Raw genomic sequence first — 16,802 nt, forward strand, 5'->3', positions numbered from 1 at the left:
TGCTACGATAGCGGCAGCTCGCCGTCAGGCGTTGGCTACGGACGAGTTCAGCATCGATCTGTGGTTCGCCCTGCACCCCTTCTTCGCCCTTCTCCCCTGCCACCCATCTCGGATAGCAACCGCCTCAAAATCTTCTCAGGCAGCGCTAACCCGGCTCTGGCTCAAGAGGTGGCGCGTTACTTGGGCATGGATCTGGGCCCGATGTTGCGCAAGCGCTTTGCCGATGGCGAGCTGTACATCCAAATTCAGGAGTCGATTCGGGGTGCCGATGTCTACTTGGTGCAGCCCACCTGCCGCCCCGTCAACGACCACCTAATGGAACTGCTGGTCATTATTGACGCCTGTCGCCGTGCCTCTGCCCGGCAGATCACCGCTGTCTTGCCCTACTACGGCTACGCTCGCGCCGACCGCAAAACGGCAGGCCGAGAAGCGATCACCGCCAAGCTGGTGGCCAACATGATTACCCAGGCGGGAGCTCATCGCGTGCTGGCTATGGATCTGCACTCGGCCCAGATTCAAGGCTACTTCGACATTCCCCTCGACCATGTCTACGCCCAGCCGGTATTACAGGCTTACCTCAAGGAAAAGGGCTTGCTCGACGAAGACATTGTGGTCGTCTCTCCCGATGTGGGGGGTGTGGCTCGTGCCCGTGCCTTTGCCAAAAAGCTCAAGGAAGCCCCTCTGGCAATCATTGACAAGCGCCGCCAAGCCCACAACGATGTGGAAGTCATGAATCTCATTGGGGATGTGCGGGGGAAAACTGCCATCCTTGTGGACGACATGATCGATACCGCAGGCACCATCTCGGAAGGGGCAAAATTGCTGCGCAAGCTGGGGGCCAAGGCGGTTTACGCCTGCGCCATTCACCCTGTTTTTTCTGAGCCGGCCATTCAACGCCTGCGGGGTGGTCTATTTGAAGAGGTGATCGTCACCAACACCATCCCTATCCCTCCAGAGCAGCACTTTCCCGAGTTAACCGTTCTCTCGGTAGCCAATGTGCTGGGGGAAGCGATCTGGCGCATCCATGAAGATAGCTCCGTCAGCAGCATGTTTCACTAAAGTAAGTTTCAAAGTAAGTTTCTCCAGAGTATCGCTAGAGTAGAGTGGGTGCAGAATGGGTGCGCCTGCCCCTTTTCCCTGTGGAGATCAGCCCAACCAGGCACCCCCGATCTGTCGTGATGGACTGGGTTGAGCCAGCTCCTCGGCCAGGTTTTCCCATGTCACCTCCCATTTCTCGCTCGCCAAGATCCGTTGTGCACGGTTTTGCTTTCCCGCGGACTGCTCCCAGGGAAGGGCAGTCCCTTCAAACCGAACTGGGTACAGCGCTGTACCCGCTGTTGCAATTACTGGGTCAACTGTTGAAAGTACCTTTGGTCTATCTAGAACTGGCCCAGCCGGGATCCGATCCCCACTCGTCTTCAAAAGGGATCCTCTACCGGGATCCGCAAGGGATCCCAGCCGGAGAACCTTTCAACCCCGATGTCGGCTCTGAGCAATGGCCTTTTCATGAGTCCTTTCTCTTGCAGACTGAGCAGGGGATCCGGTTGGCCGATCTGCACCTGCTTGACTGCCATCCTCGCCAACTGAGTTCCTTTGAACGGGAACAGATTGACCTCGTTGCCCTCAGCCTGAAGCACATTCTTCTCCAAGCCCAGGAGCATCGGCAAACCCTCGAGCAGCTCCAATCCCAACTGCAGGACAGCCGCAGCACTGCTGCCCGCTACCAGCAGATCTTCGAGAACGCCGTCGAAGGCATTTTTCAAACCACCCTACAGGGCAAATATCTGGTTGCCAACCCGGCCTTGGCCCATATTTTCGGCTACGAATCCCCTGAGGATTTGATGCACAACGTCTCCGATATTGGCACCCAAATCTATAGCGATCCGGAGCAACGAGCCGAATTCATCCAGCGCATGCTGAGAGAAGGTCAAGTTGTGAATTTTGAACACCAAGTCTGCTGCAAAGATGGCAGGCTAATTTGGATTTCTTTAAATGCCCGTACCATCTACAACGACCAAGGGGATCCCCTCTATTTTGAAGGATTTGTTACCGACATCACAGCATCCCGTCAACTGAAAGAACGACAACAACAATTGGAAGAGGCCCGCCGAGAGAGCGAGCATCGTTTTCTGCAACTGGCAGAGAATACGCAGCAACTGTTTTGGATCACAACACTCTACAGCAAAGAGCTGATCTACGTCAGCCCAGCCTGTGAAGCCCTTTGGGGCCTTTCCGCCGAAGAGGCCTACGCCAACCCCCAAGCCTGGATGCGCCAAATCCACCCCGACGATCGCTGGTTGTTCCCCACCATCCTCAAAGCCCAATCGGAGGGCAAATCCACCGATGTTGTCTTCCGCATTTATCGCACCGATGGCCGCCTGATTTGGTTGCGGGAACGCACTTTTCCCATCGCCGACAAAGAGGGCAAAATCTATCGGGTAGCAGGGATCGTCGAAGACATCACTGAGTCCAAGCAACTGGAAGCCGAACGGCGTCGTATAGAGCAAGCCTGGCAACAAAGCGCCAACCATTTTCGGCAGATTTTTGAGCTGGCCCCCAATGGAATTGCCCTTGTGGACTTGCAGGGGCGATTTATCCAGGTCAACGATGCCTTTGCCCAGATTGTCGGCTACACCCCCGAAGAATTGAAACATCGGCAACAACTGGACATTCTCCACCCCGAAGATGTCAACCCACTGCTGGGGGCCAATGAGGCTTTGCTGGCAGGGAAGGTCTCCGTCAGCCAGCGCCAGATTCGCTACACCCATCGTTCCGGTCAGGTTGTTCATGTGCTGTTTCAGGCCACCCTGCTCACCGACGAGGAAGGACAGCCCACCCAGTTTCTCAACCAGGTGATCGACATCAGCGCCCGCGTGGAGGCAGAAATTGCCCTCAAAGAAAGTGAAGAACGCTTCCGCCAATCCTTTGAATGGGCCCCCATTGCCAAGGCCATGACCCACGTGGATGGCACCTATTTGCAAATCAACGCCGCTTTTACCGAAACCCTGGGCTACACCCTGGAGGATCTCAAAGGGAAAACCGTCCTCGACATCACCCATCCCGATGACATCGCCACCACTCTGGAAAACAGCAACCGCCTGCTGGCCGGCCAGGTGCATCAGTGCGAACAGGAACAACGCTACATCCACAAGAACGGCCAAATAGTCTATGCCATTCTTCGCATCACCCTGGTGCGCACGGCCCAAGGGGATCCCAGCTACTTTCTAAGCCAGATTTTGGACATTACCGAGCGCAAGCAAGCCGAGGCAGCCCTTCGCCAAAGTGAGCTGAGTTTACGGGGCATCTTCCAGCAGTCAGCCCTGGGCATTTCCATCGTCGATCACCAGGGCCATTACCTAAAAGTGAACCCTGCTCTGGAAGAGATCTTGGGCTACAGTGCCGCCGAACTGACCCACATGAGCTTCTGCGACCTCACCCATCCCGAAGACATTCAGGAAGATTGGCAACTCTTCCAGGAGGTTTTGAACGGCCAACGGGATCGCTACCACCTGGAAAAACGCTACATCCACCGCAGCGGAAAGGTGGTTTGGTGCCGCCTGGCAGTCTCTGCAGTCCGGGATCCCGAGGGCAAAAACCTCTTCATCATCGGCATTTGCGAAGACATTACCGAAGAAAAACGGGCAAAGCTGCAGATCCAAGCTGCCCTTCAGGAAAAAGAAGTCCTGCTGCGGGAGATTCACCACCGCGTCAAAAACAACCTGCAAATCATCTCCAGCCTGCTGCGGCTCCAAGCTGACCAAATCAAAAGCCGCAAGTACGCCCGCGTTTTTAAGGATGCCGGCAGCCGTATTCAAGCCATGTCTTTGATCCACGAAGGTTTGTACCAATCCAACAATCTGGCCGCTGTGGATCTCAAGCAGTACCTACACAATTTGATCTCCAACCTCTTTCACTCTTACGGGGTAAACCCCGAGAGCATTCGCGCCAACATCCGCGCCGAAGGGATCCGCCTCAACCTGGACGATGCGGTCTTGTGTGGCCTGATCATCAACGAGTTGGTGACCAACAGCCTCAAGTATGCCTTCCCGAAGGGCCGCAGCGGGGAGATAGAGATTCATTTCAGCCAAACCCGCAAATATACTCAGTTGCGAGTCTCCGACAATGGCGTTGGCTTGCCCCCGAACTTTGACTTCAAGGAAACTCAATCTCTGGGTTTACAACTGGTTGCAACCCTCACCGATCAGCTACAGGGCAAGATACAATTGAGGAGCAAACCGGGTACCACCTTCATCATTACCTTTCCGAGGAGCGAGCCTTGAAGAGAGTTCCACCCCTTGTCAAAGGCAGTATTCTGGTCGTCGAGGACGAGAAGATCATCGCCAAGGACATTGCCAACGTTCTGAAAAAATTCGGCTACGCTGTGCCCGCCATTGCTTCTTCCGGGGAAGAAGCAATCCGAAGGCTGGAAGAGATGCCGGTGGACTTAGTCTTGATGGATATCGTCTTAAAAGGCGATATCGATGGTATAGAAGCCGCCAAGCGGATTACCGAGCGCTTCAACATTCCGGTGGTGCATCTGACGGCCTACGCCGATGAGGACACGCTCTCCCGCGTCAAAGAGACCCGACCCTTTGGCTACATCATCAAACCCTTCAAAGAGCGGGAACTCTACACCACCATCGAAATTGCCCTGCACAACCACCGCCAGAGCCTCGAGAACCGCAAGCTGGAAGAGAAAAGAATCGAGGAGCTGCGGCAAAAACTGCAGCAGTTGCAGCAGTTCACGGACGTGAAGGGCACTCTGTTCAAGAAATTCTTGCAGGATCTGAGCGAGCCCCTCTCGAACCTCAGCTTTGCCTTGGGGCTGCTCAAAGATGCCGAGTCGGAGCAGAAGCGGGAACACTACCTGCAGGTGCTGGAGGATGAATTTCGCCGTGAGCTGGAGCTGATCCACCAAACCTCTAACCTGGAAAATCTTTTAAACCTGGAAAATGTTGGCCTGTTGAGCCAGTTCAGCCTGCTGCGTCCCCAGGAGCCCAGCCGTAGTCACCGGTTGGAGGAGGAAGCGCCCACCCCTGCAGCCACGGCCCCCCAAGAGTCGGCAGGCTCTGCCCCCACACCCAGCCCCACCGCCGTTACGGCGCCACGGGCACCGCTGCGCCCCCTCAACCAGACTCAGTTGGCGGAACGTTTGGGGGTGGTGGTTTCCGCCATTACCTATTGGAAATTCAAAACCGGGTTTCCGGAGTGGAGCCGCAGCCGGGATCCCGAGGGCATTTCTTGGCGCTATTCCCCCGATTCCAAGCGCTTTTCACCCGTGCCCTAGCTAGCGTTGCACCACTTCCACCCGCACAGGCGCCAGCCCTGAGCGCACCATCCCCAACACCTCTGCCGCCCGCAGGGAAAGGTCGATGATCCGACCGGGAATAAAAGGGCCGCGATCGTTGATGCGCACCACGGCCTGGCGGCCATTTTTCAGGTTGGTCACCCGTACCTCGGTGCCAAAGGGCAGGGTGGGGTGGGCAGCCGTCATCTCATGGCGGGTTGGGTGCAGGTCATACCAAGAAGCAATGCCCTCTTGCACAGGCCCAACCACGCGGACAGGGGCGGGTTCCTGTTGAGGGGCTGTTTTCGGCTTGGAACCTGCAACAGCGGCTTTGGCGGTCAGAGCAGCCGGTTGAGGCAGGGCCGGAGCTGCAATGGGCGGGGCATCGAGCAGCAGACGGCGCAGACGATTGGCAGCCAAAACAGCCACATCCACCGGGCGCTGGTTGTCGATCAACAGCACTCCATCGTCGATGCGCAGCAATTCCTTGTTGTTGACCTGAATGGTGTAGAGAGGAACACCCAAGCCTTGTTCGGCCAATTCCAAACCTGCCCAACCTAGGGTGATGGTGGTGTCTTTCAGGGATCCCTGGGCCATTTGGTTGAGCTGGGCCACAAGGGTGCTGGCCCGCATCAGCGGTGGTTCTAGCCCAGGGTGCTCGACAAAACTGACAATGGGCAGATCCCGCACATAGACAGTAACCACCTGTTGCCCGTCCATCTGATAGTCGTAGAGGGTGGAGATGGGCTGGTTGGTGTGCTGCTGTTGTTCGCCGATCTTGAGAATGGGTTCTTCTGCTCGACGGGGCAGGATCGCCTGGCGAGATCGGTTCAAGGGATGATCCAAGTTCAGGGTACCCAGTTTGGCAGGGGCAAGACCCTCGTGGCCGGAGATAGGGGTTTGGGGGGTTCTCGGCAGCGTTCTGACTGGGGCTGCGGCAGCAGTGGCGGGTTGGGAAGGGGGAACGAGGTCGGTGGCCGGGGAGGGCAATTGGGAGTCAGATGACAGCTCCGCTGCTCGGGTGCTCAGGGATCCGGTTCGCGTTGAGGCTTGTGCTCGCGGGGCGAAGCTGCCCAACATGCCTGCCGGCAAGCCCAAAGCCGTGACACAGAGACAACTGACCAAGCCCATTTTGCGGGCGGGATCCAGTCCCTGTCCAAGCTGTTTCCAATTTCGCATGAGGCCGCGCTCCTCTCCAATCTCGTACAACTTCCAGTGCGACGGTTAAAACAGAAGTTAATGTACCATAGGTTTCTGAGTTGACCCGTTTGTACGGTCGGACACAGGAGCTCAAGTCTTGATAGCGTAAGGGGTTTTGGCATTTTGGACTACCGCTCAGCAGGGGTTGACATCGATCTGGGCCACGCCTTTGTCAGGGGGATCCGCGAGCGCGTTGAACGGATTCAAGTTCCGTCTTCAGGTTCTTCAGAAACCTTGGGCGGCATCGGCGGCTTTGCCGGTCTGTTTGAGCTGCCGACGGGGTATCAAGCGCCGGTGTTGGTGGCGGGCACCGATGGGGTGGGGACAAAGCTGGACATTGCCCAGCAGTGGGGTCAGCACCGGGGGGTAGGTGTTGATCTGGTGGCGATGTGCGTCAACGACGTGCTGACGGTGGGGGCCCGGCCGCTGTTTTTCTTGGACTATGTGGCCACCGGCAAGCTGGAGCCGGAAGCCCTGTTGCAGGTGATCGACGGCATCTTGGCGGGCTGCCAGGAGGCGGGCTGCCAACTGCTGGGCGGGGAAACGGCGGAGATGCCGGGGTTCTATCCCCCTGGGAAATACGACCTGGCCGGGTTTTGTGTGGGAATTGTGGAGAAGGCGGCCATTCTGGATGGGTCGCGGGTACAGCTTGGGGATCGGTTGTTGGCTTTGCCCAGCAGCGGCCTACACAGCAACGGCTACAGCTTGGTGCGGCGGATTGTGGCCGACCGGGGTTGGCGCTGGGATCACCGGCCTCCTGGCTGGGATCGGCCTTTGGCGGAAGTACTCCTCACCCCCACCCGCATCTACGTGCAGGCGGTGCAGCGGCTGCAGGCAGCAGGGATCGCCATCCACGGCATGGCCCACATCACTGGCGGCGGGATCCCGGAAAACTTGCCCCGCTGTTTGGCCCCCAACCAGGCGGCGCGGCTGCAGCCCCATAGCTGGCCCATCCCACAGGAGTTTCTCTGGCTCCAAGAGCAGGGCCAGGTGGAGACCTTGGAGATGTTCCGCACCTTCAACCTGGGGGTGGGCTATGTGCTGGTGATCCCCCCTGAGGCGGAAAATCAGGTGAGATCCCTGCTCCCCGAAGCCTTCCCCATTGGGGAGGTGGTGGCAGCCAATCCAGGGGAGAGCCGGGTTCTGGGGCTGGAACAGTGGGGATCCCTCACAAGCCCTGCTGACTAGCCAACCGATGGATCCCCACCAAAAGGGGGAAAGGGATCCCAGTTCCCTCGACTCATCCTCGCTGCCGCTATGCTAAGTTGGCATGTGGCCTCAGCGCTGTTGCCCGCCTTCTTGCCCGAGCCTGCTTCCCGACATTTGTCCTCTTTGGGAATAGGGGTAACTCGGCCTTGGACCGTTTGCTAATCGCTGCTGACCCTCTAGGTTAGGAGTTGCTGATGACAGGTTTACCCACTGCTCGTGCAACCGCGGGTGCCATCGAAGTTGAGCATTTGAGCAAAACCTACGGCAGCTTTACTGCCATTCGCGATGTTTCCTTCCAGGTGAACGCCGGCGAGATCATGGGGTTTTTGGGGCCGAATGGGGCTGGCAAGACCACTTCCATGCGCATTTTGGCGGGGTATCTGCCTGCCAGCGAGGGGACGGCGCGGGTGGCCGGGTTTGATGTTCACGAAAACTCGATGGCGGTGCGGCAGCGCATTGGCTATCTGCCGGAAAACCCACCCCTCTACCCCGACATGACGGTGGAGGCGTACCTGCACTTTGTGGCCCAGATCAAGCGGGTCAGCGCTGGCGACCGGCCCAGGCGGGTGGACGAGGCGATCCGGCGGTGCAGCCTGGAAGAAAAGCGCCACACCCTCATCCGCAAGCTCTCCAAGGGGTTTAAGCAGCGGGTGGGCATCGCCCAAGCTCTGGTTCACGACCCGCCGGTGATCATCCTGGATGAGCCCACCATTGGGCTGGATCCCAAGCAGATCATCGAGGTGCGCAAGCTCATCAAGAGCCTGGCGGGGGAGCACACCATCATCCTCTCCACCCACATCCTGCCCGAGGTGAGCATGACCTGCGACCGGGTGGTGATCATCAACCGCGGCCAGGTGGCCGCCATCGGAACCCCCGCTGAGCTGACAGCCCAGCTCCAGGATCGGCAGCAGGCAAAGCTGGTGGTGGGGGCAACCGAGGCAATGGCCATCCGGACGGCCCTGCAGCCTTTGCCCCAAGTGGAGGTGGTGAGCCTACAGCCCTTGGCGGCGGATCCCTCCCGCTGGCAGGTGCAGCTCAAGAGCAACGCTGCCGCGGACGGCTGGATCCCGGAGGCAGCCAAAGCGCTGGTGCAGGCGGGGATCGACCTCTACGAGATAGGCCGCCCGCAGGCTTCTTTGGAAGAGATTTTCCTGCAGCTCACTACGCAAGAGGGATCTGAGGGCGCATTGGAGGAAGCGGCATGAACGGAGTGGTTGCCATTTTTCGCAAAGAGCTGCGCGGCTACTTCACCTCCCCCATTGCCTATGTGGTGGCCGCGGTGTTTTGGGGACTGGCGGGGTTTTTCTTCTTTAATATTCTGGTGCGGGTGATCAGCTTTTCTCAGCAGGTGGATCTTTTCGCCCAGTTCGGCCAGGAGAACCCTTTTGACGCCGCCACCATCCTGTCACAGCAGTTTCTCAACCTCTTGGGCACTCTTTCTCTCTTCTTATTGCCCATCTTCACCATGAGTTCCTATGCCGAGGAGCGGCGGCGGGGCACCATGGAGCTGCTGGCCACCTCCCCCATCACCAACTTGGGGGTGGCGGTGGGCAAATGGCTGGCGGTGTGGGTGTTTTTCATCACGCTGCTGCTGCCGCCGTTGGTTTACCACGTGCTGGTGCTGAGCAGCGCCAACCCGGCAGTGGACTACCGCCTGACCTTGATGGGCTATGTGGGCCTAACCCTGCTGGCGGGCAGTGTCATGGCCTTGGGGTTGTTTATCTCGTCTCTAACAGACAGCACGCTCATCGCGGCGGTGGCCACCTTTGGCCTGATCCTGCTGCTCTGGGTGATCGACGCGGCAGCCGGCCAGGAGGAGAACTGGATTGCCGCGACGCTGCGGCATGTGTCTTTGCTGCAGCAATACAGCAACTGGGTGCAAGGGATCCTCAGCAGCAGCAGCCTCATTCTTTTCTTGAGCATCATCGTCCTGGGGCTGTTTGCCACGGTGCAATCGGTGGAAAGCCTGCGCTGGCAACAGAGCTGAGGTCAGATGGGAGGAGTGCGGTGTTCGCGGCAGCGGTGCGGAGCATTATGAAGGACTGGCGCGCGTTAAAGGACTGGACAGGGATCCTGGGCATTGGCGTCATCGCCATCGGCCTGGTGGTGGGATCTACCTTCACCGGTTGGACGGCTGTGCCCCTGAGCATGCTGGCAACGGGCCTGGCCCTGCTGGTGGTTTGGGGCATCACCCACCGGCAGGAGGTGGGGGTCTTCCTCGGTCTGCGTTCCACCCAGACCAACGCCAACATCCTGGTGGCGGTGGCGGCGATGGCCGTCATTCTAGTGCTGGTGAATGTGGTGGCGGTGCGCTACGACCTGCGGCTGGATCTCACCGAGGAGGGCCTGTTTACCCTGTCGCCCCAAACCCGGCAATTGGTGCAGGGATTGGTGCAACCGGTCAAAGTTTGGGTGGTCACCACTGCGCCGGATCCCAATCTGCGGGAACAACTGGAGCGCTATCGCCGCCTTAACCCCAACCGCTTTCAGTTTGAGTTTGTGGATCCCAATCGGGATCCCTTGACCATTCAACGGCTGCAGGTGACGCAAAACAACACCCTGGTGGTGGAGGCCGGAGAAAGCCGACAACAACTGCCCCAGCCCCCTGCTCCTGACCTGGAGAGCAGACTGACCCCTGTCTTGTCCAAAGTGGTCAACCGAGGGGAGTTAGTGGCCTATTTCGTGCAAGGGCATGGGGAAGTGGGGCTGCAAGCGAGGGAAGGCGCCCCAACTCTGGCTCAGGCGGCGGCAGCCCTGGGCCAGGAAGGCTATCGGGTAGAGCCCCTCAACTTGGTGCAAGCGGAGATCCCAGAGGATGCGAATGTCCTGGTGCTGGCGGGGCCACAGCGGGCTTTGTTCCCCGGCGAGGTGGAGAAACTGCAGGATTACCTGGCCGAGGGAGGACGGCTGCTGTTGTTGATTGGGCCACGGGTGGATGCCGGCCTGGATCCCTTGCTGGAAGAGTGGGGCGTGGTCTTGGGGGATGACATCATCCTGGAGGCGAGCAGCATCAGCCAGCTTCTGGGGACAGGGCCAGCCGTAGCTTTGGTTACTGACTACGGGGATCACCCCATTACCGCCCCCTTGGCCGCCCAGCGGCTGATGACCCTCTTTCCCTTAGCTCGTTCGGTAGAAACCCAAGCTCGGGAAGGGATCCAAGCCACGCCCTTGCTGCGCACCGGCCCGCAAAGTTGGGGGGAGACCAGTCCTGAGCTGGAACGTGGCCCCTTGCAATTCGATCCGGATCAGGACAAGCCCGGCCCCCTCACCTTGGGTGTTGCTTTAACCCGCCGTTTGGACGCCGACCAGGCCGACACAGGATCCCCGCAGGAGGCCCGCCTGGTGGTGATCGGCAATGTCAACTTCGCCCTCAACGGCAACTTGCGGCAGCAGGGCAACCGGGATCTCTTCTTGAACACCCTCAACTGGCTGACCGAACAAACGGAGCAGATCTCCATCCGCCCCAAATCCATCACGGATCGCCGCCTCACCCTGACCGGTCAAACCTTCCGCTGGCTGGTGCTGGGATCGACGGTGCTTTTGCCCTTGGCGGCCCTGGGATCCGGAGCTGCCCTGTGGTGGCAAAGACGGTAGGAGGAGAGTCCAGTATGTTCAAGCGAACCACCTGGGTTCTTTTGGGTTTGGCGGTGGCCTGTCTGCTGGGCTACTTCCTCTTGGACAACATCCAGCAACTGCGCCAGGAGCAACAGGCGGAGCGAGCGCGGCTGTTCCATTTTGCCACCGATACCATTGCCCGCATTGAAATCCGCCAACAGAAAGAGGGGGAACCCGTTCGCGGCAGCGGTGCGGAGCACTTGGAAATCCTTTTGGAGCGCACTCCGGAAGAAGAGGGATCCCGCTGGCGGATTGTCAGTCCCATTCAGTCAGCGGCGCTGGACTTCCCCATTGAGCAGTTGCTCAACACCTTCTCCCGCCTCACCCCCCAAATCACTCTGGAGGGGGTCACTGACCTGGCCGCTTTTGGCCTGGATCAGCCGCGACACCAAATCGCCCTTTTCCCCAAAGAAGGGGATCCCTACCGCCTGGCCATCGGCAACGACAACTTCGACGGCTCTGGCTTCTACGCCCAGCCCGAAGGGGGACAGGTGGTGCTTCTAAGCAGTGCCCAGAAGGGATCCCTGTTGCCCTCCCTACTGGCTTTGCGGGACAAGACTTTGCTTCAGTTTGATACAGCCGAGGTGAAAGCCCTGCAAGTGCAGTTGGCAGAGGCGGAGCCGGAAGTTGTTCGCCTGCAGCGACAAGACAATACTTGGCAGATTGTCGAGCCCAGAGAGCTGCCTGCCGATGAGATCAACGTCAACCGCTTGCTCAATACTCTGGCCCGCCTGCAGGCCGTGGAGTTCCCCGCCGAGACCCAGACGGATCTAGCCCCCTATGGCTTGGAGCAGCCTTCCGCCCGGCTGACGGTAGAGCTGGAGGAGGGCAAAACCCTGAAGGTCGCTTTGGGATCGGAGAAAGATGGCCAGGTGTACGTCATCACCTCTGAGCACCCGGCAGTAGCCACCTTGCTCACCTCCACCGCCGATATTCTCCGCTCCGACTTGGAAGAGCTGCGGGATCACCGCATTGCCCGCCTCAACGCCAACCAAGTGGGCCAAGTCACCTTAGAATCCCAAGGGGAAAAGGTCACCCTCACCCCTCGGCCTTCAGAGAAGGGATCCTTGGAGCTGCGCTGGGAAAACCCGGAGCGACCGGGCCAGCCTGTGGATCTCGGCTCTCTGTTCTCCAGCCTAAATGCTGCCCGCGCCAAAGAGTTTGTGGAACAAGCTGATGCAGAAGCCCAGAGGGTGTTGTCTGATCCGGACCTACGGCTGACCTTTGAGCCCAAGCCTGACGCCGAGCAGGATCCCTTGGCCCTGAGCTTGGCCTCCTCTGGCTTGCGGGCCTATGTGCAAAGCAGCCGCCAGCCGGACATTGCCGTGATCGAGCTGAGCACCTTCAACAGCCTGGAAACCGAAGTGAATCGCCTCTTGGAAGGCCAGCCGGAGAGCAAGGACTCCGCCCCACTCACGCAACCGCCTTCCACCCCCTCGCCCCCGAGTTCCTAGAGCCTTAGCCAGCAGAGGTAGCTGTCTTCTCCTCCGCGGTTTGGGTTGCTTTTTTCAGGGCTTCCCCTTGTATCGTCAACACCGAGCAGGGGGCGCGGTGCAGCACGTAGTTGCTGACGCTGCCCAGAAACAGCTCGCTCAGGCCGGAGTGGCCGCGGCGGCCCACCACCACCAAGTCCGCATCCCAAGAGCGGGCCAGATCGCAGATGACCCGACCGGGGTTGCCGTAGTTGAGGGTGTACTCAGCGCGGATCCCGTGCTCAGCCGCTTTCTCCACCAGCGAGCGCAGGTAGTCCATCTGGTTTTGCTCGAAGATGGCACATTGCTCCCGGTAGGACTGCCACAGCTCGGCGCTGATGGTGGAGCTGTAATCTACCCCCAGGATCATCGGCGGCTCTGGGGCGCCCGGCTCTTCCTGAGACAGAACATGGAGAATCATCATCTGGGCCTGCATGGCCTTGGCCACTTGGACGGCCTTTTGAAATACTCCCTGGCTCAGCTCCGACCGATCCACTGCCACCAAAATCCTGCTGAACATATCGGCTTCCTCCAGATGGCTAACAGCGGGGCACAAGGCAGAAGCAGCGTGACTTCGGGGTTGACCTCTGACCCCTTTTCCCTCGACTCCAAGCTCCCCTCTGCTCTGCCCCACCTATCTGTGTTGTAGAAGATTTGGGCGAGAAAACCCCAGATATCTTGAACGAACTAGGCAGATTGGCAACGAAAGTTCAGAGATCTTGACACCGGTCAGAAGGCATCGCCTTGGGCTGCCCACTCCAACACCGCCTGCAGCGCCTCGGCCTGCTCTTGCCAGACTTGATCGAGGGGAGTGCCCCGCAGGATTTCCAGCGTTAGGGTTGGGATGTGCCGTTCCTGCCCTGCCCAAGTGCCCAGAGAACCAGGGGTAGGGTAGCCAATGTCGGCGGTAATGGGCAAGCCGTTGCAAGCGGCCATCACCTGGGCCAGCTCAAGGGCAGGGCCGTTGTAGTTCACACAGGGGTGTGCCTGACAGGAGTGGGCAGAAAGGATAAATTGGGGCCGCATCTGGGCCAAGCCCTCCAACAACGCCTGCGTCTCGGGCTCGGAGCCTGGGGCTGCTCCGGGCGGATAGCGAGCTTCCAAAGAGGCCGGGATCCAATCTTGGGTGGGCAGATTGCGGTTGAGATCGACGCCGTTGGCATTGAGCCGTTGCCCCAGGGCACAGCCATCCGGGTTCAAGCGAGGGATTGCCCATAGGGTCGCTTTCCCGGCCAGGGATCCCCATTTCCCAGAAGCCACATAGCGCTCGATCAGAGTGTATCCTTCCACCTCGTCCCCGTGTACTCCGCCGATCAGCAGCAAGGAGCGGCTCCCTTGGGTGAGCTGCCAAAGGTGAATAGGACGTCCCTGCACCGAGTAGCCGATGACCTGCAGGGATCCCAAGGGTTCGCCAAGTTTTTGAGACATGGGGGATCCCGGCAAGTCTCGCAACCGTTAGAACGGGAGATCGTCCGGCTCCGGTGGGGAAACCACATCCCCCTCAGAGGATTCCACAATCGCCGGTTCGCCCATCCCCGTCAGGGAGAGAACGCGAGCGGATCCCAGCTGATGGACACGGCGCGCGGTGATCTCGGCCAGCTTTTCCTTGCGCCCATCTCGCTCCACCACATTCATGTGCAGTTGGCCTTCCACTGTGATTTGGTCGCCCACATGGCAGGTGTCCACCACCCTTTTGGCCAGTTCTCCAAAAGAGGAAACGCGCACCCGGTAGGGCGGCTCATCCGGGCGCAAGCTGGGAAAGCCAATCACCAAGGACGCAACAGCTAAGTTATCAGGGGTGTAGCGCAGCTCTGGCTCAGACAGAACCTCGCCCATCAACACAATCGAGTTCATAACGGAGCCATCCAGGGATAAGGGGCAGCTCAGCGCACTTCCATCATGCCCGCAGGCCAGGATGCCGTCAAACCTAGCCGACGCGGAGAGTCATGTGGCGCAGCACACTCTCGTTGATGCGCAGGTTTTTCTCCCAGGCAGCCACCGCATTGGGTTCGGCTTCGTAGTTGAACTGGATGTACAGACCCTCCTTGAACTTTTTCATCTCAAACCCGGCAAAGCGGCGCTTGCCCCTATTGGTAATCTCCACGTGGGTTACTCCGTTCTCTCGCAGGATTGCCTCCTGACTGCTGAGCAGTTGTTCGAGGGGTTCATCTGACAGATCAGGACGCACAATCAGCATCGTTTCGTAAGCGCGGGGCATGGAAGCAAGTTCTCCTTAGAATCCAGTGGTAGAGACGCAGTGGACTATACTAGCTTTTCTTTCCCACAACCGAAAAGGCTGCCGCCCAATTCCCATACCCTGGCCGCAGCAGCCAATGCAGGTGAGGCTGCTCACAAGAGGGGATCCATTGTCCGATACAATAGGGATTGCTTCATTGGCCGCTGGTTGGCCCGGCCAAGACACGCTGAATCGAGAGTTGGGATTCCAAGCATGAGCGCAGACGAAGTTTACAGCCGTGTTCGTAAGATCGTGTCCGATCAACTGGGCGTGGAAGATGACAAAGTGACCCCAGAAGCCAATTTCCAGAACGACCTGGGGGCCGACAGCCTTGATACGGTGGAGCTGGTCATGGCTTTTGAAGAGGAATTCGACCTGGAGATCCCCGATGAAGATGCAGAAAGGATCGCCACCGTGCAAGACGCTGTTAACTACATCCTCTCGAAGAAAGCTGCCTAATCTGCCTCCATACCCCTGGGCTAACACCGGACGATGGCTACTCTGGATCCCGCCACTGCTCTCAGGCCAACCCGCCGCGTTGTGATTACGGGGCTGGGCGCGGTCACCCCCATCGGCAACTCTCCTGCCGAGTTTTGGCAGAGCCTGCTGGCAGGGCGCTGCGGCATTGGGCCGATTACCCATTTTGATGCCTCCCGCCACGATTGCCGTATTGCCGGAGAGGTGAAGGGATTTGATCCCCTCGACTATTTGGATCGCAAGGATGTCAAGCGCACCGACCGCTTTGTGCACCTGGCGATGGCGGCCACCCGGCAAGCCTTGGAGGACGCTGACTTTCGCATCACCGCTCTCAACGCTGAGCAAGTGGGGGTGATCTTGGGCACCGGCATCGGCGGCATCCGCGTCTTGGAAGAGCAGCAGACCATCTATCTGCAGAAAGGGCCGGATCGCTGTAGCCCCTTCATGGTGCCCATGATGATCGCCAATATGGCTGCAGGTCACCTGGCCATTCATTTTGGCGCCAAAGGCCCCAATTCCTGCACAGTTACGGCCTGTGCCTCTGGCTCCAACGCCATTGGCGATGCCTTTCGGCTCATCCAGAGGGGAGAGGTGCAAGCGGCGATTACAGGTGGCACGGAAGCGGCGGTCACCCCTTTGTCCATGGCGGGGTTCAGTGCCATGAAGGCCCTTTCCACCCGCAACGACACCCCGGAGCAAGCCTGTAGGCCCTTTGATCGGGATCGGGATGGCTTTGTCATGGGGGAAGGAGCAGGGATCCTGGTGCTGGAGGAGTTGGAGCACGCCCGCGCCCGCGGGGCCAAGATCTATGCGGAGATAGTCGGCTATGGCCTCACCTGCGATGCCCACCACATGACCAACCCTGCCCCCGGCGGCGAGGGAGCGGCCCGGGCGATGCGGCTGGCCCTCAAGGATGCCGGGCTTCAGCCTGGGGATGTGCAACACATCAATGCCCATGCCACCAGCACCCCTGTAGGGGATATCGCCGAGGTCCAGGCCATCAAGTCGGTCTTTGGCGAGCATGCCCCCCGTTTGGCCATCAGCGCCACCAAGTCCATGACCGGCCACCTGTTGGGGGGAGCGGGCGGCATTGCCACGGTGGCCACAGCTTTGGCCATCCACCACGGCTGGGTTCCTCCCACCCTCAACTTGGACAACCCCGATCCCGAGTGCGAAGGGCTGGATTTTGTCCCCCACAAGGGGCGGCAGATGGCTGTTGAGGCCGCTTTGGTGAATGCCTTTGGGTTTGGTGGGCACAACGTCACGCTGGCCTTGCGCCGCTACTCTCCCGCTTGAAGGGCTTGGC

The 16,802-nt window shown here is 59.3% G+C and carries 15 protein-coding genes; 10 read left to right on the forward strand and 5 right to left on the reverse strand.

Features of this window, described 5'->3' with window-relative positions; all coding sequences use genetic code 11:
* Nucleotides 1-60: 60 nt before the first annotated feature.
* The 3 genes from ACVWVQ_RS03925 to ACVWVQ_RS03935 all read left to right on the forward strand — a co-directional run bounded on the left by ACVWVQ_RS03925 (nt 61) and on the right by ACVWVQ_RS03935 (nt 5,287).
* Nucleotides 61-1,059, forward strand: coding sequence for a ribose-phosphate pyrophosphokinase (locus ACVWVQ_RS03925; RefSeq protein WP_011433256.1), 999 nt, complete (start codon nt 61-63; stop codon nt 1,057-1,059).
* 299 nt (nt 1,060-1,358) lie between these two features.
* Complete coding sequence (locus tag ACVWVQ_RS03930) at nt 1,359-4,280, forward strand: PAS domain S-box protein (RefSeq protein ID WP_457506989.1); 2,922 nt, start codon at nt 1,359-1,361, stop codon at nt 4,278-4,280.
* Nucleotides 4,277-5,287, forward strand: coding sequence for a response regulator (locus ACVWVQ_RS03935; RefSeq protein WP_414350654.1), 1,011 nt, complete (start codon nt 4,277-4,279; stop codon nt 5,285-5,287). Before ACVWVQ_RS03930 ends, ACVWVQ_RS03935 begins: the two co-directional genes overlap by 4 nt.
* Here the strand turns inward: ACVWVQ_RS03935 and ACVWVQ_RS03940 are convergent, their stop codons facing one another.
* On the reverse strand, nt 5,288-6,466 hold the full coding sequence (locus ACVWVQ_RS03940) for a septal ring lytic transglycosylase RlpA family protein (RefSeq protein ID WP_457506991.1): 1,179 nt from the start codon (nt 6,464-6,466) through the stop codon (nt 5,288-5,290).
* Between the two features lie 144 nt (nt 6,467-6,610).
* On the opposite strand from ACVWVQ_RS03940, the gene purM reads away from it, so the two are divergent.
* The 5 genes from purM to ACVWVQ_RS03965 all read left to right on the forward strand — a co-directional run bounded on the left by purM (nt 6,611) and on the right by ACVWVQ_RS03965 (nt 12,765).
* Complete coding sequence (gene purM / locus ACVWVQ_RS03945; protein WP_457506993.1) at nt 6,611-7,675, forward strand: phosphoribosylformylglycinamidine cyclo-ligase; 1,065 nt, start codon at nt 6,611-6,613, stop codon at nt 7,673-7,675.
* Between the two features lie 215 nt (nt 7,676-7,890).
* Nucleotides 7,891-8,901 (forward strand): ABC transporter ATP-binding protein, encoded by a 1,011-nt coding sequence (locus ACVWVQ_RS03950; protein ID WP_457387269.1) that lies wholly within the window; start codon nt 7,891-7,893, stop codon nt 8,899-8,901.
* Complete coding sequence (locus ACVWVQ_RS03955; RefSeq protein ID WP_457506995.1) at nt 8,898-9,683, forward strand: ABC transporter permease; 786 nt, start codon at nt 8,898-8,900, stop codon at nt 9,681-9,683. The genes ACVWVQ_RS03950 and ACVWVQ_RS03955 overlap by 4 nt, the downstream gene beginning before the upstream one ends.
* A gap of 47 nt (nt 9,684-9,730) precedes the next feature.
* The gene (locus ACVWVQ_RS03960; RefSeq protein WP_457506997.1) at nt 9,731-11,290 is read left to right on the forward strand and encodes a GldG family protein; all 1,560 of its coding nucleotides are present in this window, start codon (nt 9,731-9,733) and stop codon (nt 11,288-11,290) included.
* A 14-nt stretch (nt 11,291-11,304) separates the two neighbouring features.
* Nucleotides 11,305-12,765, forward strand: a complete 1,461-nt coding sequence (locus ACVWVQ_RS03965; protein WP_457506999.1) for a DUF4340 domain-containing protein — start codon at nt 11,305-11,307, stop codon at nt 12,763-12,765.
* 4 nt (nt 12,766-12,769) lie between these two features.
* Here ACVWVQ_RS03965 and ACVWVQ_RS03970 read toward each other — a convergent pair whose 3' ends face one another.
* The 4 genes from ACVWVQ_RS03970 to rpsF form a co-directional block, all read right to left on the reverse strand.
* Nucleotides 12,770-13,303 carry a universal stress protein gene (locus ACVWVQ_RS03970; protein ID WP_414343284.1) on the reverse strand — a complete coding sequence of 178 codons (534 nt, stop codon included), beginning with the start codon at nt 13,301-13,303 and terminating at the stop codon, nt 12,770-12,772.
* Nucleotides 13,304-13,512: 209 nt separating this feature from the next.
* A complete protein-coding gene (locus tag ACVWVQ_RS03975) occupies nt 13,513-14,211 on the reverse strand; it encodes a M14 family zinc carboxypeptidase (protein ID WP_457507001.1) in 699 nt (232 codons plus the stop codon).
* Nucleotides 14,212-14,238: 27 nt separating this feature from the next.
* Nucleotides 14,239-14,637 carry a single-stranded DNA-binding protein gene (locus tag ACVWVQ_RS03980; RefSeq protein WP_414332102.1) on the reverse strand — a complete coding sequence of 133 codons (399 nt, stop codon included), beginning with the start codon at nt 14,635-14,637 and terminating at the stop codon, nt 14,239-14,241.
* Nucleotides 14,638-14,710: 73 nt separating this feature from the next.
* Complete coding sequence (gene rpsF, locus ACVWVQ_RS03985) at nt 14,711-15,001, reverse strand: 30S ribosomal protein S6 (RefSeq protein ID WP_011433268.1); 291 nt, start codon at nt 14,999-15,001, stop codon at nt 14,711-14,713.
* Nucleotides 15,002-15,232: 231 nt separating this feature from the next.
* Between rpsF and ACVWVQ_RS03990 the strand changes: the two genes are divergently transcribed.
* Both ACVWVQ_RS03990 and fabF read left to right on the forward strand, forming a co-directional pair.
* Nucleotides 15,233-15,478 carry an acyl carrier protein gene (locus ACVWVQ_RS03990; protein WP_414343279.1) on the forward strand — a complete coding sequence of 82 codons (246 nt, stop codon included), beginning with the start codon at nt 15,233-15,235 and terminating at the stop codon, nt 15,476-15,478.
* Nucleotides 15,479-15,511: 33 nt separating this feature from the next.
* On the forward strand, nt 15,512-16,792 hold the full coding sequence (fabF, locus tag ACVWVQ_RS03995; RefSeq protein ID WP_457387272.1) for a beta-ketoacyl-ACP synthase II: 1,281 nt from the start codon (nt 15,512-15,514) through the stop codon (nt 16,790-16,792).
* Nucleotides 16,793-16,802 lie beyond the last annotated feature (10 nt).

The sequence above is a fragment of the Thermostichus sp. MS-CIW-36 genome, from assembly GCF_054059035.1.

Coding starts and splice junctions, on each gene's coding strand:
- fabF (WP_457387272.1), top strand. CDS start 15,512: ATGGCTACTCTGGATCCCGCCACTGCTCTCAGGCCAACCCGCCGCGTT.
- rpsF (WP_011433268.1), bottom strand. CDS start 15,001: ATGCCCCGCGCTTACGAAACGATGCTGATTGTGCGTCCTGATCTGTCA.
- ACVWVQ_RS03990 (WP_414343279.1), top strand. CDS start 15,233: ATGAGCGCAGACGAAGTTTACAGCCGTGTTCGTAAGATCGTGTCCGAT.
- ACVWVQ_RS03940 (WP_457506991.1), bottom strand. CDS start 6,466: ATGCGAAATTGGAAACAGCTTGGACAGGGACTGGATCCCGCCCGCAAA.
- ACVWVQ_RS03965 (WP_457506999.1), top strand. CDS start 11,305: ATGTTCAAGCGAACCACCTGGGTTCTTTTGGGTTTGGCGGTGGCCTGT.
- ACVWVQ_RS03980 (WP_414332102.1), bottom strand. CDS start 14,637: ATGAACTCGATTGTGTTGATGGGCGAGGTTCTGTCTGAGCCAGAGCTG.
- ACVWVQ_RS03955 (WP_457506995.1), top strand. CDS start 8,898: ATGAACGGAGTGGTTGCCATTTTTCGCAAAGAGCTGCGCGGCTACTTC.
- ACVWVQ_RS03960 (WP_457506997.1), top strand. CDS start 9,731: ATGAAGGACTGGCGCGCGTTAAAGGACTGGACAGGGATCCTGGGCATT.
- ACVWVQ_RS03970 (WP_414343284.1), bottom strand. CDS start 13,303: ATGTTCAGCAGGATTTTGGTGGCAGTGGATCGGTCGGAGCTGAGCCAG.
- ACVWVQ_RS03950 (WP_457387269.1), top strand. CDS start 7,891: ATGACAGGTTTACCCACTGCTCGTGCAACCGCGGGTGCCATCGAAGTT.
- ACVWVQ_RS03975 (WP_457507001.1), bottom strand. CDS start 14,211: ATGTCTCAAAAACTTGGCGAACCCTTGGGATCCCTGCAGGTCATCGGC.